Genomic DNA, 18,799 nt, shown 5'->3' with positions numbered 1-18,799 from the left:
TTCCATTGGAGAGAACACGTGGCGGGCTGGGGGAGGTTTCAGCTGTGGCCGCGGGAGGGCGGTCGCGCGGCGGTCGAGGTGGGCGCAGAGCTGGGCCGGGACGAGGGCGGTGAGACTGGGCGCGGCGTGCTGCGGGCGAGGGCGGCGTGCACCCGCCCAGCGGGAGGCCCGTTCGGCGAAGGAGCCGGGGCCGTCGGCGTCGGAGCGGGGTGGCCGTTCGCGGACTGCCAACGGGTCCGTACTTCGTCGAGTGGACCGAGCGCGTGCAGGGCGTGATTGATGAGCCGCCCGGGGGCCAGAGCCTCGTTCTCCGCCAGGGCTCGGATGGCACGCGCAGAGGTGGCCGCTGTGCGGGTGACAGAGGAACGCATCACCAGCTCGCCGAGCCATTCGGCGCTGCCAGGACCCACGCCGTCGCAGATAGCGGTGAGCTGGTTGCTAGACAGCGTGCCGTCGGCCAGCAGGCCGCGCCGCTGGGCCTCCCAGAGCAGGGTGATCCGGTCGATGGGCTCGCCCCGGTGGTGCAGCGCGCCGAGGCAGCGGTAGAGCTGCCCGTGGGCGGGGTCGGCGAAGTCGCCCGGCCGCAGCCAGCCCACCACCTCGTCCATGGCCTTCGGCTGCTCAGCTAGGACGGCCAGAAGGAACCGCTCGTCCTCTGCTACCTGGTCGGCCCGGACCGGCGGCGGCGCGGCCGGGGCGGTGGCCGGCGGAGTAGCAGGCGCGACCGGGCGCGGTTCGGTTCCCCACCGCTGTGCGAGATCGTTGAGCACTCCGGTCAGAACGTCCGCGTAGCGCAGGGCTCCCTCGACTTCGCCCTGCAGGGCGTCGGCGCGAGCCGCTTGGTGAAGACGGATCGCGTGTTCCGTGATGCTGCGATGGATCGCACCCTCCAGCACCATGCGGCCGTACACCGGAGCGTGCGCGGGACGCGGGCAGGCCGAGATCAGGGTGTGGGCGTACATCGCGGTCAGCCCTCGTACGTGGCGGCTGGTCTCGTTGACAGCATCGGTCACCCAGGACAGCGGTACGGACTTCTCGACCAGCGCGGGGTGGCCGTCGTTTCGGAGCTTGCGCAGTGCGGCGAACAGCGCTTGGTGGACCGGCCGGTAGAAGTGATCCGGCGCGAGCCAGTCAAGATGTGAGAGTTGGCCCGGGTCAAGCAGAACGGAACCGAGTACCGCCTGCTCGGCTCCCAGCAGCGGGTTCATCGCTGACCCCCTGCGTCGGAAGCGGGAGGTTCGCTCTGCCGGGAGCGAAGGTCGGCGACCGCCTGGTCGGCAGCGGCCATCGCCTGGGCGAAGCCGTCCAGCACGCTGGTGAACGTGGGATCGGTGGCGAGAATCGAGCCGGCCCCGCTGACCAACCACCACTGGCCGCCGTGCAGAACGACCGGCGAGCGTACGAGCCGCCCGGAACGCGGCGTGGGCGTGCTCATGCCGACAGCCCGAAGTCATCGCGGCCGAGGGTCTTCGCGAGGGCCCGTTCGGTGATGGCCTTCGTCGCGCGGGCGGATGCCGGGCCGACCACCTTGGCGGAGGGCTCCTTGTACCAGGGCCGGAGGTCGAGCATGGCAACCCGGATGCCGGTGGCCAGGAGCAACGCCTTGCCCTTGGGCAGGGCACGGATCGCATCGGGCGGCAGGATCCGCTCGGTGCGCATGCTGACCGAGGTGGACTTGCCACCGTCGCTGGTCGACACCGAGGTGGTCTGGACGTCGTGGTCACCGACCTGCCTGCTGAGTCGGTCCGCGAAGTCGGCGTCGTCAATGCCGCTACCGACGATCTTGATGGTGGCGGCGGACCAGAGGGCGTCCATGCCTGCTTCGCCCCAGCACCGCTGGCCCTGCCGGTACGACTGCAGAATCGTCATCGGGATGACGCCGCGGCTGCCCAAATGGCTGTACAGGTCCGGGAGATCCGAGATTTTGCAGACGTTCGCGGCCTCGTCGAGGACGCACAGGGCGGGCGGATCGAGCCGTCCGCCGGAGCGCTCGGCGACGACCACGGCCGCGCGCATCACGGCGTCGGCCGCTGCGGCGATGATCGCGCTCGCGCTGCCGCCGCCGTCCTTGCTGAGGAGGTACAAGGTGTCGCGGGACGTGGCGAAGGTGAAGGGCTTGAACTCGGGGAGGTCCTTGCTGGGCGTGACCCAGGCTGCGACGTCGGGGTCGAGCAGGCAGCTCGCGTACTGCCTCGCCGTCTCGTAAATGCCGTCGCGGGTCTCGGTCGCGCCGGAGACGGTGCCCTGGAGCTGGGCGGCGACCGCGTCGTGGCCTGCATCGGTGAGCAGGTCGACCGGGGTCCGGTCGGCGGGGGAGGCGAGCCAGGCCAGGACATCGGTGACCGGCCGCCGGTGGCTGGCAGCAGCGAGGAACAGCGCACCGAGCGTGTTGCTCGCGGCGGTGGACCAGAAGTCGGAGCCATTCGACTCGTCCACGCTGGCGGCGACGAAGTGTCCGGCCAAACGTTTCGCCCCGGCCAGGTCGCGGGCGTCGGCCAGGATGTCCCACCACATCTCGCGCGGGTGGTGGGCGATCTGCTGGGGGTCCAGGGTCCAGATCGTGCCGACCTCGGCACGAGCGTCCACCGTGGCGGTGAAGGCGTCGTTGGCCGCCTTGTTCGAGGTCAGCAGTACCGGGCCGGGCGCCGCGAGAATCGCGGGGATCGCCAGTCCGGAAGTCTTGCCGCTTCGCGGAGCCATGATCGCGACGATCACGTCCTCCCAGGACGCGCGGACATTGGCTCGCCCCGGGGAGAGGGTGCCGAGCAGGATGCCGCGGTCAGCAGGAGCGACCTCTTTTACACTCCCGGCCGCTCAGGGACGGCCGCAGGCTCCTGGCCTTGGCGGTGATCTCCTTGTCCAGCAGCGGGGCGAGGTCGGCCTTCCGGGCGAGGCCGTTCTTCGCGCCGCCGCGCAGCCGCATCCACAGCACCAGGCCGAGGACGGTGAGGCAGGCGGACAGCAGGCCGGGGATGATCCGTGCGCCGACCAGCAGGGCGGTGGGGCTCAGGTGCGGCCACAGCACATTGGGGTGAAGCAGCGCGTCAGTGGCCCTGAAGGGTGCCCAAGGTCCGGCGCCGAAGAGGGAGTTGCTGACATTGCCGGTCAGCCACGCCAGCGAACCGAAGGCGAGCGCGATGCCGAGTATGCCGAAGAGGAGGTAGAGGAGCGCGTCCGACCCGGTGGTGGTCGAGGGCGCGCTGGTACGCGGTGCGGGCATGGTGGGTCCTGGGAATGAGCGCAGGTGAGTGATGGGGCGGGGCGCGGGGCCCTCTTCTGCTGGTCATCGGGGCAGCTCCCGTTCGGGAAGGGAGTTGGTGGTCGGGGCTATCGGGTGCGGGGGGCGCGGGGCGGCGGAGTGCCCGTCGACGTCTCTGCGGAATTGGCCGTGGACGTCGTGCGTTGGGCGGCGGCATTCGGGGAGGAGGCATGGGCAGCGCGCTGCCGGTTCGCATCCGGTTCGCCATCGGCGGGTGTCGGGGCTGCGGCGATCGCGCCGGTACCGAGGATGTCGCTGAGCAGTTCCCTGGTACGCAGGACGTTGACCATCTCGTGGTGCCTGGGGTCGGTAAGTTCGGCAGGGCACGCGGCGATCCCGTCCTCGGCGATCTCCAACTGCTCCTGGACGTCCCGGAGCATGCGGTGGGCGGCGGCAAGCCGCGTCCAGGTTTCGAAGGTGGGGTTGTGGCGCGGGTCGTCGAACGCCAGGCGGACGCGGGTCCAGTCGGCGGCAGCGGCGACGAGTTCGGTCAGCTGCGGCAGGGTCCCGACCAGTGCACCGTTGACCTCCTCGATGATTCCGGCAACCTCGTCGGGCGTTGCGGTCTCGGTGAGCCGGGCGATCATCCCGGGGACGGAGTACGGGTCGGAGGAAGGATGGGGCAGGTAGCGGACCTGCAGCGGTTTGCCGGAGCCCGACGTCTCGCTGCTTTGGGCGAGCCGGATGTTGTGCTGCATCGCGGCGCCGACGGCCTCGCCGATGCTCGGGTAGAACTCGGGCACGCTTGCTCCTTGGTCGTTGTGCTGGATTTCCGGGCTGGGTGGGGGCACGCGGCAGCGGTGCTCCCCAACCCGATGGACAGACTCGGGTCCGGGGAACGGTCTGGTGGTGGCGGAAGGCGGCGGCAGGTTCACGGTGTGACCGACAGGGTCAGACCGTTGGCGAGGGACGAGATCCAGTCCCGGGCTGCTTCGGGGCTGTCGGCGGTGACGATGAGGAAGCCGACCCGACCGGTGTCGAGTTTGCCCGTCGGCGGCAGCACGACCCGCTCTCCGACGTCGCGGAGCCAGGTCACCTGGTGCAGCCACGGATACTTCGGGCCAGGGACGATCGCCAGGTCCTGTGCGGAGAGGATGCCGGTGGCCGGGGGATACAGCATCTTGATCGCGGCGGTGGCGTGCGCTGTGGGCGTCAGGTCGGGAATCTGTCCGCAGGCGATGTCGGCAGCGATCCGGGGCAGGTCGAGGCCGGTGGCGAGGCGGACGAGCTTACCGATCAGGTCGCCGCCGATCCGGGCGTTGACCTCAATGATCCGCGGGCCGGACGCGGTGAGTCGCATCTCCACGTGCTGGACGCCGTCGGTGACGCCCAGTGCCTGGACGGCCTGGACGGCGAGGGGGGGGCGACCTCGAGCAGGAGCGGGTCGCCGGCATCCACGGTATGGCCGACCTCTTCGAAGTACGGAGGAAAGGCGACCTCCTTGCGGGTGACGGCCAGAGCGGTGGTGACGCCGTGCTGGGTGACGCACTCCACCGATATCTCCGGGCCGGACAGGTACTCCTCGACCAGCACGCCGCTGCCTTCCGGGCCCTGCTCACCGGCTCCGGCGGCAGCGAACTCCCAGGCGGCGGGCAGCCCCTCGGGGGTATCGACACGGACCACACCGATGCTGGCCGCGTGGGAGGAAGGCTTGAGGACGACCGGGAAGCCGGTGCGGAGCGCGGCGACTGTCGCCTCGGCCAGCGTGCCGACGCGGGTCGACGTGGCCGAGGGCACGCTGTGCTCGGCGAACAGGCGGCGGCTGGTCGCCTTGTCCCGGCAGGCGGTCATCGCCGCCGCGCTGTTGCCGGGCACGCCGAGACGGGCGGCGAGTTCAGCGGTCGGCACGAGCGTGTACTCGTCCCAGGTGACGACTCCGGCGATGGGGTGGCGAGTGGCCAGGGCCAGGCCGGCAGCGACCACGGCCTCCGGATCGTAGGTGTCGGCTACCTCATGGTCGACAACCAGGTGCTGCTGCCAGGACGGCGGCTTGGTGTCGATCAACGCAATCGGGTACGCGGCGGCGGCCTGCTTGACGCAGTAGCCGCGATAGACACGATCGGTTCCCCCGACGACGATCAGCAGCGGGCGAGTGGATTGGGACATGAGAAAGCCTCCATAGTGCGGTGGCGGGTAGAAGAGGAGAAAGGGCAAAGTGCCGGGCCGTTCAACGGCCCTTCAGAGGGCATCCGCTGGCCGGGCGGGCTCCTTGTGGAGTGCAGGAACCTGCTGGGGGCAGTTCGCAGGCGGTCCGGTTCCGCCGCAGACCGGCGAAACATGCGCTCAGCGCCAGGCCCTGAAGAGCGGCGCACGCCAGCAGAAGGTGCGGAATCTCAGCGGTGGAAGCGATCGCGATCAGGGCTCCGGCCAGCGGAAACGGCAGCAGCACCAGGATGATCGTCACCGCCAGCGTGGAGCCGAACGCCTGCACCGGGATGAGACGGGACCGCAGCGTGCGCAGGACGACGGTCATCGCGCCTTCGCCAGCCATGACCACCGCCACCGCCACGGTGTACGCGGTGAAGCTCGGAGCCAGGGCGGTCGCCAGGCACGCCGCGGTTGAGACAGCGGCCGTCACCGCGCCGACCGACCAGATGCCGAAGCGGTCAATCGCACGGCGGCTGGCCCACACGGCAATCAGGGAGGCTACGGCAGCCGTGCTCCAGACCGAACCCACGGCTGCGGTGGAGTAGCGGAAGTGGTGGATGACCGTGATCGGGGCGGCGGCCTGCAGGACGCCGGTGGCCAAGTTAGAGGCGATCAGACCGCCGACCAACCAGACGAGCGCCGGGGTCCGGCGAAGGGTTGCCCACCCGGTCAGAAGACTGCTGGGCACCGGGCGGTGGTCCGTGGCGTCTACACCGCCAGATGCGGTCGCGGCAGCGGTCAGAGCCAACAGCGCGACCACGGCCAGCAGCACGGGGGGACCGGCCAGCAACAGCAGGCCGCCCAGGAGCGGACCGACGAGCATCGCGCCCTGGTCGATCCCGGTCTGCGCGGCCTGCACACGGTGGGCCGCATTGCCCAACCGGCGGCTCGCCTCAGCTCCGAGAGTCTCCACCGCGACGAAGGAGACCTCAGCGAGCAGCCCGGAGGCAGCGCCGAAGCTCAGGACAGCACATGTTGTCATCGTCCCGGCGCTAGGCAAGACGAGCAGCGTCGCACCGGCCAGCACGACCACGGCGGTACGGACCAGATTGGACATCCGGAACACACGGCTGGCACCCCACCGGTCGACCATTGATCCGGCGAAAGCGAAGGCAGCCAGACGAGGTGCCCATTCGAGAAGGAACGCAAGGCCGGTCAGGGCGGTGGAGCCGGTGGTGACCAAGACCAGGAGCGGGACAGCGTAGGTGGCAGTCGCACTGGCCAGAGCGTCGGCGGCCCGTATGAGGTACGTGTGCGACAGAGCGGCGGTGGGAGCGTGTGAAGAGATCATCTGGGTCACCGCGTCCGAGGGGCAGGGGCCTGCGACGGACGTACGGCCGCGCTGACGTCCGCCGCCCCGGCGCCGAAGGTCGAGGAGACCTTGGCCTTGGCCGCTGCAGGCGATGCGGCGAGAGCAGCGCTTCGGGACTCGGGGAGCCTCGGAGCGTGCGTCCTCGTCTCGGCCGGGGGCTGCAGCGCGTGGCCGACACGGCGCAACTCAGCCTCCGAGTCGACGAGTTCCGACTGCGCCGAGCTGACGAACTCCGCAGCGAAGCCGAACCGGTCGGCGAGCTGGTGTGCATCGTCGTCGAGGTCGTTGATCTGCGCGCCTGCCGCCTCCAGGGCTTCTCGGACACGCTCCAGTGCGCCGTGTTCGGGATGAAGGAGGTGGTTGACCGCCCGCCCAAGGTCGGCACCGTTCCCGGCGGACCTGATCTGGTCGGTGATCCGGAGGAGTTCCGCTCCGGCGGTGTAGGGCCCGAGCGGATTTGCCGGGGTGGCCGTCCGGGCGGTGTCGAGGGAGGGATCGAGGTCGACACCGTAGCGGGCGGCGCGGAGCATCTCGGCTGCGTGGGTGGCGACGGCGGCCTTGTCGGCGACCGGCATGGTGGTGGGAAGGCGATGGCGTCGGCCGTACCAGTCCTCGATCTGCTGAAAGCCAGCGTGCTTGAGGAGCGTGGCGGAAAGGTCGTCGCTGGCGCCCTTCGCCGAGACGCTGCCGCTGGGCTCGGCGGTGATGGTGATGGAAGGGGCAGGCACGTGGGTCTCCTGGACGCGGGGTATCGGGTGTGCACTGGTGGGCAGGTGGCCCAGCTCAACGGCGAGGCGGTGGCATTCGGTTTGGAGGCGGAAGGCGTCGCGGTAGGCGTTGTGGAGGCTGCCGTCCTCACGAGCGAGAGTGGCCACGACGTGCACCTGCCGGGGCTGGTTACGCAGGGCGATCCACCGGCAGGCGTCCGGATCGCCATCCGGGGCGATACCGGTGGCGGCCACCAGGCGGCGGGCGACCGTGGCCCACTGAGTGTCGGTGAGGTCCGGTCGGCGAGGGTCGGAGCGGACCGAGCAGATCCATACCGGCCGTTCCGGTGCGCGGGCCCCGAGGCGTTCGACGGGCGCGTCGAGGGCGCGGGCCAGGTAGGGCAGCGAGCCAGACTCGGCGAGCAGTTCGATCGGGGCACCGTGGCCGTCGCCCGCGATCAGCCGGGGGATGGTGTGGCTACCGCGTTCGCCCGGCCCGTAGAGATACGAGAGCAGGCCGGCGGTGTTGCTGGCGCGCTGCAGGTGGGCGATCACGGCGTCTACCTCGAAGGGGAGTGGTGAACAGGAGCCCGGTCTTCGGGCTGCCAGGGGGAGAGGATCCGCAGAATCCGCGATTTGGCCCGGCCGGAGATCGCTGGTAGACGCCGCTGTTCACCCCGGGGCGTCGAGGCCGTGGTCGTAGGCGAAGTTCGCGCAGGCAGCGCGGGCGAAGTAAGCGTCGTTGTGCAACCGGGCCCAACGGCCGTCCTGGCGGATGACGGTCGCGACGATGTCGAGCCCGCTGGCCTGGTTGCGCAGGGCCACCCACCGGCAGGCCGCCGGGTCGGCGTCCGGCTCTATGCCTGTGGCGTCGAGGACCTCGCGCGTCAGCTCGAACCAGTCGTCGTCTCCGAGTTCCACGCCGGTGGTGTTGCGGATGGCACAGTGCCAGGTGAGCCGGCGGGACGCGGTGTGACCGGTCCGCGGTTTTCGCAGCGCGATCGGTTCATCGAGCAGCAATGCCAGGTGCGGCAGGACGACGGACTCCTGGGCGGTCAGCTCCGGGGACCAGGCGGTGAGCAGGTAGGGGTCGAAGCCTGGCTCGCTGCGGTGGAGGTGGCCGAGGAGGTCTGTGGTGCTCTCGGTGCGCCGCACATCGCAGCGCAGGGGGTACTTGGGCATGGGGTATCTGGGTCGTTGGTAGGGGGAGCCGGTGCCCCGCCGATGTGGGGCACCGGGCGGTTAGAAGTGGGGGTTCTCGGTGGGCCGGTCGGCCTCGGTGGCGGCCTGGAGCAGCTCGGTGAGGTCGTTGGGTTCGGAGGAGCGCTGGTCGATCCACCACCCGGCGCGGGTGATGGTGCGAGCGGCCTCCTCGATGTCCTCCCACTCCGTCTCGCTGGTCTCGCCTTCGAGGACCAGGGCGGCGAAGGCGGCGGCCAGGACCTGATGGCGACAGCGCACACTCCAGGCGACGGCTCGCTCAGTCCCCTCAAGGGGCGGCATCCGGTACTGCTCCGACCAGGCTTCGGATTCGGCCTGCTCTTCGGCCCGCTTGGCCTTCAGCCAGGCGGCCTTGTCCTGCTCGTCGCCCTCCTTGGCGGCCCGCCAGCAGTCGGTGCACTCTTGCTTGGCGAGCCACTCGGCGAAGCCCGCGCGGCGGTCGGCCGCCCGGTCGGACAGATCGCGGTCGGCCTGGTGGCCGCACGAGTGGGTGATCTGCCAAATCGTCTTTGACCGCGGGGAATTGCGTTGGATGCGTGATCCGGAGTCGGTTGAGCTGGTGGTCTGCGGCTTCATGCCAAGTACCTCTCTTCGAAGTTGAGGCCAGTGGCCTGGGGGTGTTGCGCACATGAGTGCATCTGATGCATGATTCGCGCGGCTAATGGAGGGGGCAGAGGGATGCCCGGAGCGGAACTGCGGGAGGCTTCAGCACAGCTCGTGCTGCTTCAGGGCGTGTCTCTGCTGCATCCCGAGGACGCGGTCTTTGAGGCGATGCTCGAAGGTTGGGGACGTCAGCAGCGCGGCGGGCGCCGGCTGCAGCCGGACACGATCAGCGACCGGCAGAGCGCGGTGCGGCGCTTCGCCGAGTACACCAACGCCTATCCGTGGCAGTGGTCGGCGTCCGACCTGGACGAGTGGATGACGTACCTGATCGCCGAGTTGAAGCGGGCGGAGTCGACGATCCGCGGGTACCAGGGTGCGATCCGGATGTTCTGTGACTACGTCACCTCGCCGCACTACCAGTGGCCGTCCGAGTGCGAGACCCGCTTCGGGGTCCACCCGGTGCAGATCTGCCACGAGTGGAACACCGTCGCGCACTTGGCCGACTACGAGGGCGGTCCCCAGCGGCGGCCGATGACGCGCGAGGAGATCCAGATCTTCCTCGACCACGCGGATGCCCAGGTCGACCGGGCGATCCGGCTGGGGCGCAAGGGAGCGCTCGCGGCCTACCGGGACGCCACGGTGTTCAAGCTGATGTACGGCTGGGGCACGCGGTGCACCGAGACATCCCGGCTAGACGTCACCGACTTCTACCGCAACTCGAAAGCTCCGGAGCTGGGCAACTTCGGGTCGCTGCACGTGCGTTACGGCAAGCGGACCAAGGGATCGCCGCCGCGCCGACGCACGACGCTGAGCGTGATGCCCTGGGCGGTGGAAGCGGTCGAGGACTACGTGATCAACGCCCGGCCCCGCTACGCGACGGCCCCCGAGCAGTCGGCGCTGTGGCTGACCGAACGAGGCGGACGCCTGCAGGCCCGCGAGATTGAGGACCGGTTCGCGGCCTACCGCGATGCGCTGGGCCTGGACAAGTCCCTTGTCCCGCACTGCCTGCGGCACAGCCACGTGACCCACCAGATCGAGGACGGCGCGGACCCGGTTTTCGTCCAGCGGCAGGTCGGCCACCGCTACGCCTCCACGACCGCCCTCTATACCGGAGTGAGCGGGGACTTCATGAACACGATGATGCGCAAGATCTTGGACCGCGCCCTCCAGGGCGGACAGTAGGGAGACGATGTGACGCCGAAGCTGGACTACCGCTGGCATCTGCGGGAGGTGATGGCCACACGCGGCATGTTCTCCACCACCGACCTGCGTCCCCTGCTTTCCGAACGCGGCATCGACCTCTCGCCCAGTCAGACCTACCGCCTGGTGGTGGAACGGCCTGAGCGGCTGAGCCTGAAGACCCTGATGGCCCTGCTCGACATCCTGGGCTGCAGCATGGACGAGCTCATCGAACCCGTTGCCGCGGCTGGTTCGCGGCGCCGTCACAGCGCCGCGGCCGGCGGCGGACCGGCGCCGGGGAAGGATGCCGGACTCGGCGACTTGCGGCCCAAGCGGGCCCGGATCGTGCCCGAGTAGGTGCAGGTCGTGCCCGATCCTGAGCTGCCGCGCTCCGCTACCGAGCCCGAGGCCGTGATCAGCGGGATCGTCCGGTCGGCCGACCCCGCATGCGAGCGGATCGATGTCGCCGCCGTGCTCCAGACGGTCTTCCGCCAGCGACCCCAGCTGCGGACGCTCGCCGAGGTCCTCCAGGCCAGGCCGGAGCTGCTGACGTCCGGTCGTCCCGAGGGACCGCGCGCGATCGAACGGCTCGTCCGGGCGCTGCGCGAGGCCGGCGCCGAACAGCTGGTGCTGCCCCGCTGCGGCGACTGCGGGCGCGAGCGTCCGCTGACCGCCCTTGGCGACGGCGCGCGCATCTGCGGCGCCTGCAGCAACCGCCGTGTCGCGCGCGCCAACCCCTGCGTGATCTGCGGAAGCACCACCCTTGCCGGACGCGACCGCTCCGGCCGGCCCCGCTGCCGGGCCCATCCGCCCTGGGGCGCCACAGACCCGGCCGAGGAACTGGCCAAGCTGATCGCCGACAGCCCCTTCGGTGTCTCGCCCGCGACCGCACAACAGGCCATCCGCTCGGTCGAACGCACCCGCCCTGGCCAACTTCAGCTGCTGTGGGCGCTGGAAGACACCCCTGGCCTGCTGACCGGAAGGGGCGCCGAGGGGCCACCCAGGATCTCCGCCCTGGCCAAGGCGTTGATCGATCGCGGCGCCCAAGGCGTAGTCGTCCCCTCGTGCCCGTTCTGCCAGCGCACCACCGACCTGAAGGAGCGCCGTGGCGGTCTACGTTGCTGCGGGTCGTGCTGGCGGAAATCCAAGATCGCGACGTGCGCGGACTGCGAACGCGCGCGACCGATCGGTGGCCGTAGGTTCGACGGCAAGCCTGTGTGCGGCACCTGCCGTCAGCGCGACACCTTCAACCACAGGCCGTGCGGTGTCTGCGGCGAGATGCGGCTGAGGAAGTCGCGCACCGGTGACGGCGGAGTCTGCGCCGCCTGCCGGAGGTTCCCCACCGCCCTCTGCGCGACCTGCGGTGCACGCGGACCGTGCTATTTCGCGTCTACCGATGCACCCAAGTGCCTGCCCTGCAGCGCCAAGGAACGCGAGGAGGCTGCGTGCGTCAGCTGTGGTAAGCACCGACGCGTCAACAACCGCACCGCCACCGGCGAGCCGCTGTGCGGAAACTGCGGCAACAGGTCCAAGCCGTGCGCCGGCTGCGGAGGGATCTTCCGTACCAGCGGCCGGACCCCCGAGGGCGAGCCCTTGTGTCAGACCTGTTGGGCCAAGCATCCCGCCGCCCGCCGTCCCTGCGCCCACTGCGGGTCCGTCGAACGGCTCTATCGGCACGGACGGTGCGCCGCCTGCGCGCGCTCCGCTGACCTGCGCGACGTGCTCAGCCCGCCGGGCGGTCCCGTGCGCCCGGAACTGGAACCGGTCTTCCAGGCGCTGCTGAAGCCGCCGCCCCGCATTGTGTTGCACTGGATCCACAAGGTTCCCGCCCGTCGTGCCGTTCTCCAGGCCCTGGCGAAGGAGCACGGGCCACTCACCCACGAGGTCCTTGACCGCTTCGCCGGCGCGCCGACTGTGGAGCACCTGCGTGCCGCCCTGGTCGCCGCGGGAGCCCTGCCCGCCCGGGACGAGCAACTGGCGAGGCTGGAACGGTGGTTGGCCAAGACGATCGCCCGTGTCTCGTCCGCCGAGGAGCGCAGGATCCTGCGCAACTACACGAACTGGCAGCCCCTGCGCAGACTCCGCCGCCTGCCCGCCGGACAGCCGGTCACCCACGGTCGGGCCGAGACCGTCCGGGTCGAAATCCGTAACGTGGCCCGCCTGCTGGAATGGCTCCATGACGGCGGCACCACCCTGGCCGCCTGCACCCAGGACCAGGTGGACGCCTGGCTCAGCGAGGGCCCTACCACCCGCGCCGCAGTCCGCGCATTCCTGCTCTGGACCAGCAGACGCGGCCACAGCCGACCGCTGACGGCACCAGTCATCAGCCATTACATCACCGCGCGCACCATCGGCAAGGACCAACGCTGGGCCCTGGTCCGCCACCTCGTCCACGACGAGCAACTCCAGGTCGCCGACCGGGCCGCCGGCCTGCTCCTGCTGTTGTTTGCCCAGCCCGTGGGCCGCATCAGCCGCCTCACCACCGAGCACATCGTCGACCGCGGCGACACCCTCGCTCTGAAGCTCGGGCGAGTCCCCGTCGAGATCCCCGCGCCTCTGGACGACCTGATCCGCCAGCTCGCCAAGCGACGGAACGGTCGCGCCGCCACCGTCCCGCTCGAGGAACCCAAGTGGCTGTTCCACAGCATCTACCCCGGCCAGCCGATGGACCCGCACACCCTCGGCCGGCGCCTGAAGGCGATCGGTGTCCCTTCTCAACTTGCGCGCCACGCAGCGCTGATGGACAGCGCTTCGGAGCTGCCCGCCTTCGTCATCAGCCGACTGCTCGGCTTCCACCAGTCCACCGGCGACAACTGGACCCGCAAGAGCCAGGGCTTCGGCGCCGACTACGCCGCAGACATCAGCCGCCGGTGACTCGACATTCCACAGCTTGTCATAACCGGGCGGACCCGAAGGTCCCGCGAAACGTTCAGTTGAGCCCAAACCCGATTGCAATCCCAGGGCAAGAACCATGGCCCACAATCGAGAGTCACCAACCTTGCCTGATTGGCTTCGTGTTCGGCTCCACTTGGTCTGGGAGCAGGCTCGGGTCTGCTGAGAAGCTGTTCCATGCGGAATCGCCACCACCACCAACAACTACCAGCCGTTCCTTGCCGGTGCTGAGGTCCTTGGCCGTAACGTGCATGATGCCGTTGGCGTCGATGTCGAAGGACACCTCGATCTGCGGGACACCGCGCGGGGCCGGCGGCAGACCGATCAGCTCGAACATGCCGAGCTTCTTGTTGTACGCCGCGATCGGGCGCTCGCCCTCGTAGACCTGGATCTGCACGGACGGCTGGTTGTCCTTGACCGTGGTGAAGACCTCCGACCGCTTGGTCGGGATGGTGGTGTTCCGATCGATCAGCTTGGTCATGATGCCGCCCTTGGTCTCGATACCGAGGGACAGTGGGATCACGTCGAGGAGCAGGCGGTCCTTGACCTCACCATTGAGGAGACCGGCCTGGAGCGAGGCGCCGATGGCGACGACCTCGTCCGGGTTCACACTCTTGTCGGGCTCCTTGCCGCCGGTCAGCTCCTTGACGAGCTCGGCGACGGCGGGCATACGGGTCGATCCACCCACGAGAACGACGTGGTCAATCTCGGACAGCTGGGTACCGGCGTCCTTGATGACGCTGCGTAGCGACGTCTTGCAGCGCTCCAGCAGGTCCGAGGTGAGTTGCTGGAACTGGGCGCGGGTGAGCTTGTTGTCGAGGTGCAGGTGGCCCTCGGCGGAGCGGGTGATGTAGGGCAGATTGATTGAGGTCTCGGTGGAGGAGGACAGCTTGATCTTCGCCTCCTCGGCGGCCTCACGTAGGCGCTGGAGTGCCATCTTGTCCTGGGACAGGTCCACGCCATGGCTGTACTGGAACTGCTTGACCAGAAAGTCGACGATGCGCTGGTCCCAGTCGTCACCGCCGAGCTGGTTGTCGCCGTTGGTGGTCATGACGTCCGCCACTCCGTCCCCGACGATCACCAGCGACACACTGAGAGTGCCGCCTCCCAGGTCGAAGATGAGAACGGTCTCGTTGTCCTTCTCAAGGTCGTAGGCGAGCGCAGTCGTGCTCGGCTCGCGGACGATACGGAGCACGTTCAGGCCGGCGATCTCAGCGGCTTCCTTGGTTGCCTGCCGCGCGGCGTAGTTAAAGTACGCCGGGACGGTGATGACCGCGTCGGTCACCTTCTCACCGAGGTGCGACTCGGCGTCCCGCTTCAGTTTCTGCAGGACAAATGCGCAGATTTGCGGCGGGTTGAAGTCTTTGCCGTCAATCTGGATCTTCCAGTCAGTGCCCATGTGACGCTTCACGGACCGGATGGTCCGGTCCGCGTTGGTGGCCGCCTGACGCCTCGCCACCTCGCCGACGAGTATCTCGCCGTTCTTGGCGAAGGCGACGAGGGACGGCGTGGTCCTGGCGCCCTCGGCGTTTTTGATGACGGTAGGTTCACCGCCCTCCAGAACGCTGACGACGGAGTTTGTCGTGCCCAGGTCTATGCCCACCGCACGCCTACCGAGGGCGCCTGCCGGACGTGAGGATGCTTTGGTGGCTCCCCATTCGGCCCAGAACGCACGGCTGGCCTCCGCAGCTTTAGCCTCGGGCCAGTCAGTCCCGTAGAGCCGCACTAGAACACTTCCGACCTCCCCGTACTTGCGGGCCGCCTCGGTGGGATTTCCAGCGCGCCCGATGCGCTCTTCTTCGTCTAGAAACAGGCGTGGCTCACCGCTACGTTCACCATCTGCCGCCGACCGGCGTTGGTGTCCGGATGGCGGGCGGTAGCCCACGTTACGGGCGACGATCAGGTCCGCAACTGTGTCAGTGCCCTGCCGTCGTGGCTTGGGCAGCCCTCGGCTTCTCAGGTTTCGGTAGAGAGAGCGGTAGAGGTCGTCGAGCGTCAGTTCTGCTGGTGCTTCTGGGTCGCCCTGCCTGAGTATCCTCAGCAACTCTGCAGTGAAGGCGGTGTTTCGGTCACCGGCTGGGGCAAGGGCAGTCATGCCGGCGGGAGTAGCGGTCAGCGTGTAGGTGCCGGTGATCTCGATCTGATCCAGCACAAGGTGGTCGAGGGAGGCCATCACATCGACCGCACGCCCGGAGAAGCAACAGTCCAGGATGAGGACGCGATTGCGTGCGGGGCTGCTGATGACGAGGTCCCTCACCCCGTCAAAGGGCATCGCCGTGTAGCGCAACAGGTCGCCCCGTAGGGTTTCCGACAGCCCCAGATATAGCTGACCACGGCTGTCGAGCAGACCGTGTCCCGCGTAATAGATCAGGAGCAGATCTTCCGCCTGCCCAACGAGTTCGGCCAGCCGACCTCCCAGCGCGGACGGGGTGTCCGGGTCAGCGATGAGCTGACACGTGTGTGGGGTGAACCAGCCATGCACGGGCTCACCCAGTGCATCGGCTACGTCTGTGAGGTTGTTGAGTACCGACGGCAGGGCCGGCAGGCCCGGATCCGCTGCGTAGTTCGCCGTGCCAATCAGAACGACACGGGAACGTTCGCCGTCAGGCAGTCTCATCGGGGTCCGGGCCCGACTGTTCCGGGCTCAGGAACTTGCAAAGCTCGGCAACAAGAGCTTCGGGAGCGGTGACACGGCGGAGATCGATCTCGAAGGTCTCCCCATCCGGCTTGACAGCTTTCACAGTTACGTCACTCTTGCGCTGCCTGACCCATTCGACGACGGCTCGAGCCAATACGGTGGCTGCCCCGCCTGTGGAGAGCGTGGCTACCAAAGCCTCAGGGAGGCCGCCCATCTGACCAGGCGTGATCTCGCCGTGCTCCAGCTGAGTCTTCCCTCGCAGATCCTCTTCGTAGCGCAGCCAGTCAGCGAGGGAACGGAGGTACGTCGAAGCCCGTTCGGCATCAGCATCCTCGATGAAAAACTTCGACTCCAACGCTGCCCCCTGGTCTACAACAGTTGATGCGGTCATCCTACGCAGGGCCCTGAGCTGGCCGTGTCGTGGATGACCGAAGAGGACGGCGAGCCGCTCAAGGTGTGGCCGCCAGCAGGAGAGCAAAGGGACACGCCCCATTACGCAGGTTGTGATAGCCCGGCTTACCGACAACGGCCATGGGGACTGCTCCTTAGGAGAGTTGGTTCAGCGGTTGCGTGAGAACGCGATGCGCGGGTCGACCGGCCGGGCTGCCGGAGTGGAGGCGGCGGGAGCGGGATCCGGCGCCTTGCCGGGGAGGCCAGCGCGGGCTGGGCTGGCGGCGACTGCGGCGCCGCTGATGGGGAACTTCTGGGTGGTGAAGCCCTGACTGCGCTCCAGGCGCGCGGCCGTCGTGGGTCCAGGAGCGCGGCGCGCTGCTACGTCGTGGGCGAGGCGGGGTTGCACTGCGACCTGGAGATCGGATCGGTGCATCGACACCGTGGCGTTGGCGACCTTCTCCAGGGCCTCGCTGCGGTCGGTGGTGATGGGCAGCGTGTAGATATCCAGGTTCGGGTTATGCCGCCAGCCGTGTTCTTCCAGGATGAGTGGGCCGCCGAGCGCGGAGGAGTGGTCCCTGGTGGCCGCGACGATGCCGAGTTGCGGGTGCTCGGCGAACGCGACGTCGGGTTCTGTGCGCGAGGGCCGGTCGCGGGCGGAAGCCGGACCGGAGGCCAGGGAGGGGTCGAACGCGGCGTCCACGTCGACCTGGTAGCCGGCCTTGCGCAGCAGCGCGATGGCCCGGGTAGCGCGGCCCTGTCCGTCACGCTGCTGGTTGGCCAGTGCGTACAACGTCGGCTGGTCCGGGATGGGGTGGAAGTCGAAGCCTTTCAACATCCATGTGCTGGCGGCGAGTTGTTTCGGGTTCGCGGCGACGATGCCGTATGCGGGGTGGCGGCCGACTGCGATGTCGGGAAGCGAGTCGTAGTGGGTGGGCATGGCTGATCCATCCGGTGCGGGTTCGGTGAGAGGGGCGGTCGAGGGCTGGGATGGTTCTGCTGGTGCGGGACATGGCGCACTCCGAGGCGGGAAGCGGTCAGCGACCGGATACGGACGAGGGACGGGCGGGCGGCAGCGCGGGGCGTACAGCCGGAGCCGCTGACAGTTGTGCTGGAGCCGCGTGCTGGGCGGTCGGCGAGAGCGCGAGAGCAGCACTCACTCGCGGCGAGGCAGAGGCTGGCCGTGGAGGCACGTCGAGCTGATCCAGACGCGCGTCGATGACGACGAGCAGACTTGGGACACTGCCGCCGTGCCGGGCGTGGGGTCCGTCTGGCTCCGAGTCGTAGATCACTTCGTGGACTGCGGAGTCGTCGGGATGCCCGCGGGTCACCAACCAGCTCTCGGGATGCCCGGGTGGGTGGTCGGTCGACGGTTCCTGAGGTGGCGAGATGATCAGTGAACTGCCGTCGGGGAGTACGGCGTGGACGATGTAGTCGCTGAGGCCGTACTCGACGGTGCACTCCAGGCCGCGCTGCCGAAGGGGAACGGTGAGGTGTCCGTACCCGTGCTCCCGGTCCAGGTTGCTGGCAGTGGCTTGCAGAGGAAGAGGATCGCTGGTGCGCGCGGTGATACGTATACCCTCCCGTCGAAGGGGGACCCAGGACTGATCGGGGCGCATGGGACTTCTCCGCGGCCGGGTGCCCCAGCAGCCGACGACGCGAGCCGCAGGCGGTGGGGCGGTAGGGGTTGTGGCGTTCCATGAGGATCCGGGGATCGGCCGGTTTGGTCCCGCTGGAACTCGGTGCTAGAGGCGTCAGCGGGAACGACGCGGTGCCGTCGGATTCGACGCGGACGGTGCAAGGGGCGAAGCGGGTGGAGCGCCGCGGTTGCCGGAGGTGGACCGAGCAAGGGCCACCTGGGCACGTTCGCTCTGCGAGGGCTGATCGGGATCCACCCGGTTGGCGAGGTAGTCAGCAGCCCGAGCAAGCGCCGGGCCCTGGAATGACAACTCGTCCGCGGAGTTCCAGCCTTCGGAGTTGCGGATCTCCTGCGCCTGGCTCGCGTAGATCTCCCGTGAGCCGGGGAGTGAGGCGTCCATGAGCGCCATGACCTGATCCCACTCGTGCCTGATCTGGCCTGCTCGTTCCAGGGTGGTGTCGATTCCGCGCAACCGCCGGAGGTCCTCGTTGATCGGCCCCTCGACGTAGTCGGCACCGCTGGCGGCGGCACGGACACCGGCCAGCACCTCGGGGCCGTGGGCGAGAAAGACCTCGACGTGTTTCCACGCTTCGGCGTCGCGTTTCACTTTGCCGTCGGCATAGCCCTTCTCATCGATGGGCCTGCCGTAGTGGTCGCAGAAGGAGTCCGAGACCGCGTCCCAGGCATCGGACGCCTGCTTGATGCCGGCGGCGGCGGAAGCCAGCGCCGGGACGTGCTGCCGCCATGCAAGGTGATCGGTGGTCGCCGCTGGCTGGCCTTCATGGGAAGCGGGAGATGTGGGCACGGTTGG

Annotated in this window: 15 protein-coding genes and 3 pseudogenes; 3 read left to right on the top strand and 15 right to left on the bottom strand. The window is 68.9% G+C overall.

The window, feature by feature from the left end; translation table 11 throughout:
• Positions 1 to 38: 38 nt before the first annotated feature.
• From BIV23_RS00990 to BIV23_RS00945, 10 genes and pseudogenes are all read right to left on the bottom strand, one after another.
• Positions 39 to 1,208, bottom strand: a complete 1,170-nt coding sequence (locus BIV23_RS00990; RefSeq protein ID WP_071378755.1) for a DnaB-like helicase N-terminal domain-containing protein — start codon at positions 1,206 to 1,208, stop codon at positions 39 to 41.
• A complete protein-coding gene (locus tag BIV23_RS00985; RefSeq protein ID WP_071378754.1) occupies positions 1,205 to 1,435 on the bottom strand; it encodes a hypothetical protein in 231 nt (76 codons plus the stop codon). The genes BIV23_RS00990 and BIV23_RS00985 overlap by 4 nt, the downstream gene beginning before the upstream one ends.
• Positions 1,432 to 3,220 (bottom strand): annotated as a pseudogene (locus tag BIV23_RS00980) (type IV secretory system conjugative DNA transfer family protein). The gene BIV23_RS00985 and the pseudogene BIV23_RS00980 overlap by 4 nt, the downstream one beginning before the upstream one ends.
• A 107-nt stretch (positions 3,221 to 3,327) precedes the next feature.
• Positions 3,328 to 4,002: a hypothetical protein gene (locus BIV23_RS00970; protein WP_071378751.1), complete on the bottom strand. Its 675-nt coding sequence runs from the start codon at positions 4,000 to 4,002 to the stop codon at positions 3,328 to 3,330.
• A gap of 128 nt (positions 4,003 to 4,130) precedes the next feature.
• Complete coding sequence (locus tag BIV23_RS53485) at positions 4,131 to 4,559, bottom strand: hypothetical protein (RefSeq protein ID WP_342746340.1); 429 nt, start codon at positions 4,557 to 4,559, stop codon at positions 4,131 to 4,133.
• Entirely contained in the window at positions 4,496 to 5,365 is an 870-nt protein-coding gene (locus BIV23_RS00965) for an ATP-grasp domain-containing protein (RefSeq protein WP_342746339.1), read from the bottom strand. Before BIV23_RS00965 ends, BIV23_RS53485 begins: the two co-directional genes overlap by 64 nt.
• Positions 5,366 to 5,426: 61 nt before the next feature.
• Positions 5,427 to 6,698 carry an MFS transporter gene (locus BIV23_RS00960; RefSeq protein ID WP_107471023.1) on the bottom strand — a complete coding sequence of 424 codons (1,272 nt, stop codon included), beginning with the start codon at positions 6,696 to 6,698 and terminating at the stop codon, positions 5,427 to 5,429.
• 5 nt (positions 6,699 to 6,703) lie between these two features.
• Positions 6,704 to 7,981, bottom strand: coding sequence for a hypothetical protein (locus BIV23_RS51385; RefSeq protein WP_245790276.1), 1,278 nt, complete (start codon positions 7,979 to 7,981; stop codon positions 6,704 to 6,706).
• Between the two features lie 117 nt (positions 7,982 to 8,098).
• On the bottom strand, positions 8,099 to 8,608 hold the full coding sequence (locus BIV23_RS00950) for a hypothetical protein (RefSeq protein WP_071378750.1): 510 nt from the start codon (positions 8,606 to 8,608) through the stop codon (positions 8,099 to 8,101).
• Positions 8,609 to 8,668: 60 nt separating this feature from the next.
• Positions 8,669 to 9,223 carry a hypothetical protein gene (locus BIV23_RS00945; protein ID WP_245790274.1) on the bottom strand — a complete coding sequence of 185 codons (555 nt, stop codon included), beginning with the start codon at positions 9,221 to 9,223 and terminating at the stop codon, positions 8,669 to 8,671.
• A gap of 102 nt (positions 9,224 to 9,325) precedes the next feature.
• Between BIV23_RS00945 and BIV23_RS00940 the strand changes: the two genes are divergently transcribed.
• From BIV23_RS00940 to BIV23_RS00930, 3 genes are read left to right on the top strand one after another with little or no spacing between them, the layout of a single operon-like run.
• Complete coding sequence (locus BIV23_RS00940; RefSeq protein WP_071378749.1) at positions 9,326 to 10,432, top strand: tyrosine-type recombinase/integrase; 1,107 nt, start codon at positions 9,326 to 9,328, stop codon at positions 10,430 to 10,432.
• Positions 10,433 to 10,441: 9 nt separating this feature from the next.
• The gene (locus BIV23_RS00935; RefSeq protein ID WP_107471018.1) at positions 10,442 to 10,786 is read left to right on the top strand and encodes a helix-turn-helix domain-containing protein; all 345 of its coding nucleotides are present in this window, start codon (positions 10,442 to 10,444) and stop codon (positions 10,784 to 10,786) included.
• Positions 10,787 to 10,795: 9 nt separating this feature from the next.
• Positions 10,796 to 13,303 carry a hypothetical protein gene (locus BIV23_RS00930; protein WP_245790272.1) on the top strand — a complete coding sequence of 836 codons (2,508 nt, stop codon included), beginning with the start codon at positions 10,796 to 10,798 and terminating at the stop codon, positions 13,301 to 13,303.
• A gap of 208 nt (positions 13,304 to 13,511) precedes the next feature.
• On the opposite strand, the pseudogene dnaK reads toward BIV23_RS00930, so the two are convergent.
• From dnaK to BIV23_RS00910, 5 genes and pseudogenes are all read right to left on the bottom strand, one after another.
• Positions 13,512 to 14,924: pseudogene (dnaK, locus tag BIV23_RS00925) on the bottom strand (molecular chaperone DnaK); the annotation flags it as partial.
• A 360-nt stretch (positions 14,925 to 15,284) separates the two neighbouring features.
• Positions 15,285 to 15,938 (bottom strand): annotated as a pseudogene (locus BIV23_RS51380) (caspase family protein); the annotation flags it as partial.
• Positions 15,925 to 16,350 (bottom strand): effector-associated constant component EACC1, encoded by a 426-nt coding sequence (locus BIV23_RS00920; protein ID WP_143079020.1) that lies wholly within the window; start codon positions 16,348 to 16,350, stop codon positions 15,925 to 15,927. The pseudogene BIV23_RS51380 and the gene BIV23_RS00920, both read right to left, overlap by 14 nt.
• A 168-nt stretch (positions 16,351 to 16,518) precedes the next feature.
• Positions 16,519 to 17,289, bottom strand: coding sequence for a hypothetical protein (locus tag BIV23_RS00915; protein WP_071378748.1), 771 nt, complete (start codon positions 17,287 to 17,289; stop codon positions 16,519 to 16,521).
• A gap of 814 nt (positions 17,290 to 18,103) precedes the next feature.
• A complete protein-coding gene (locus BIV23_RS00910) occupies positions 18,104 to 18,793 on the bottom strand; it encodes a hypothetical protein (RefSeq protein WP_071378747.1) in 690 nt (229 codons plus the stop codon).
• Positions 18,794 to 18,799: the final 6 nt, after the last annotated feature.

Origin of the sequence: Streptomyces monashensis (assembly GCF_001866665.1) — a bacterium.
In the GTDB taxonomy this organism is placed as follows: Bacteria; Actinomycetota; Actinomycetes; order Streptomycetales; family Streptomycetaceae; genus Streptomyces; species Streptomyces monashensis.
Note: the sequence above shows the minus strand (reverse complement) of the source record. Positions and strands in the feature narration are given on the sequence as shown.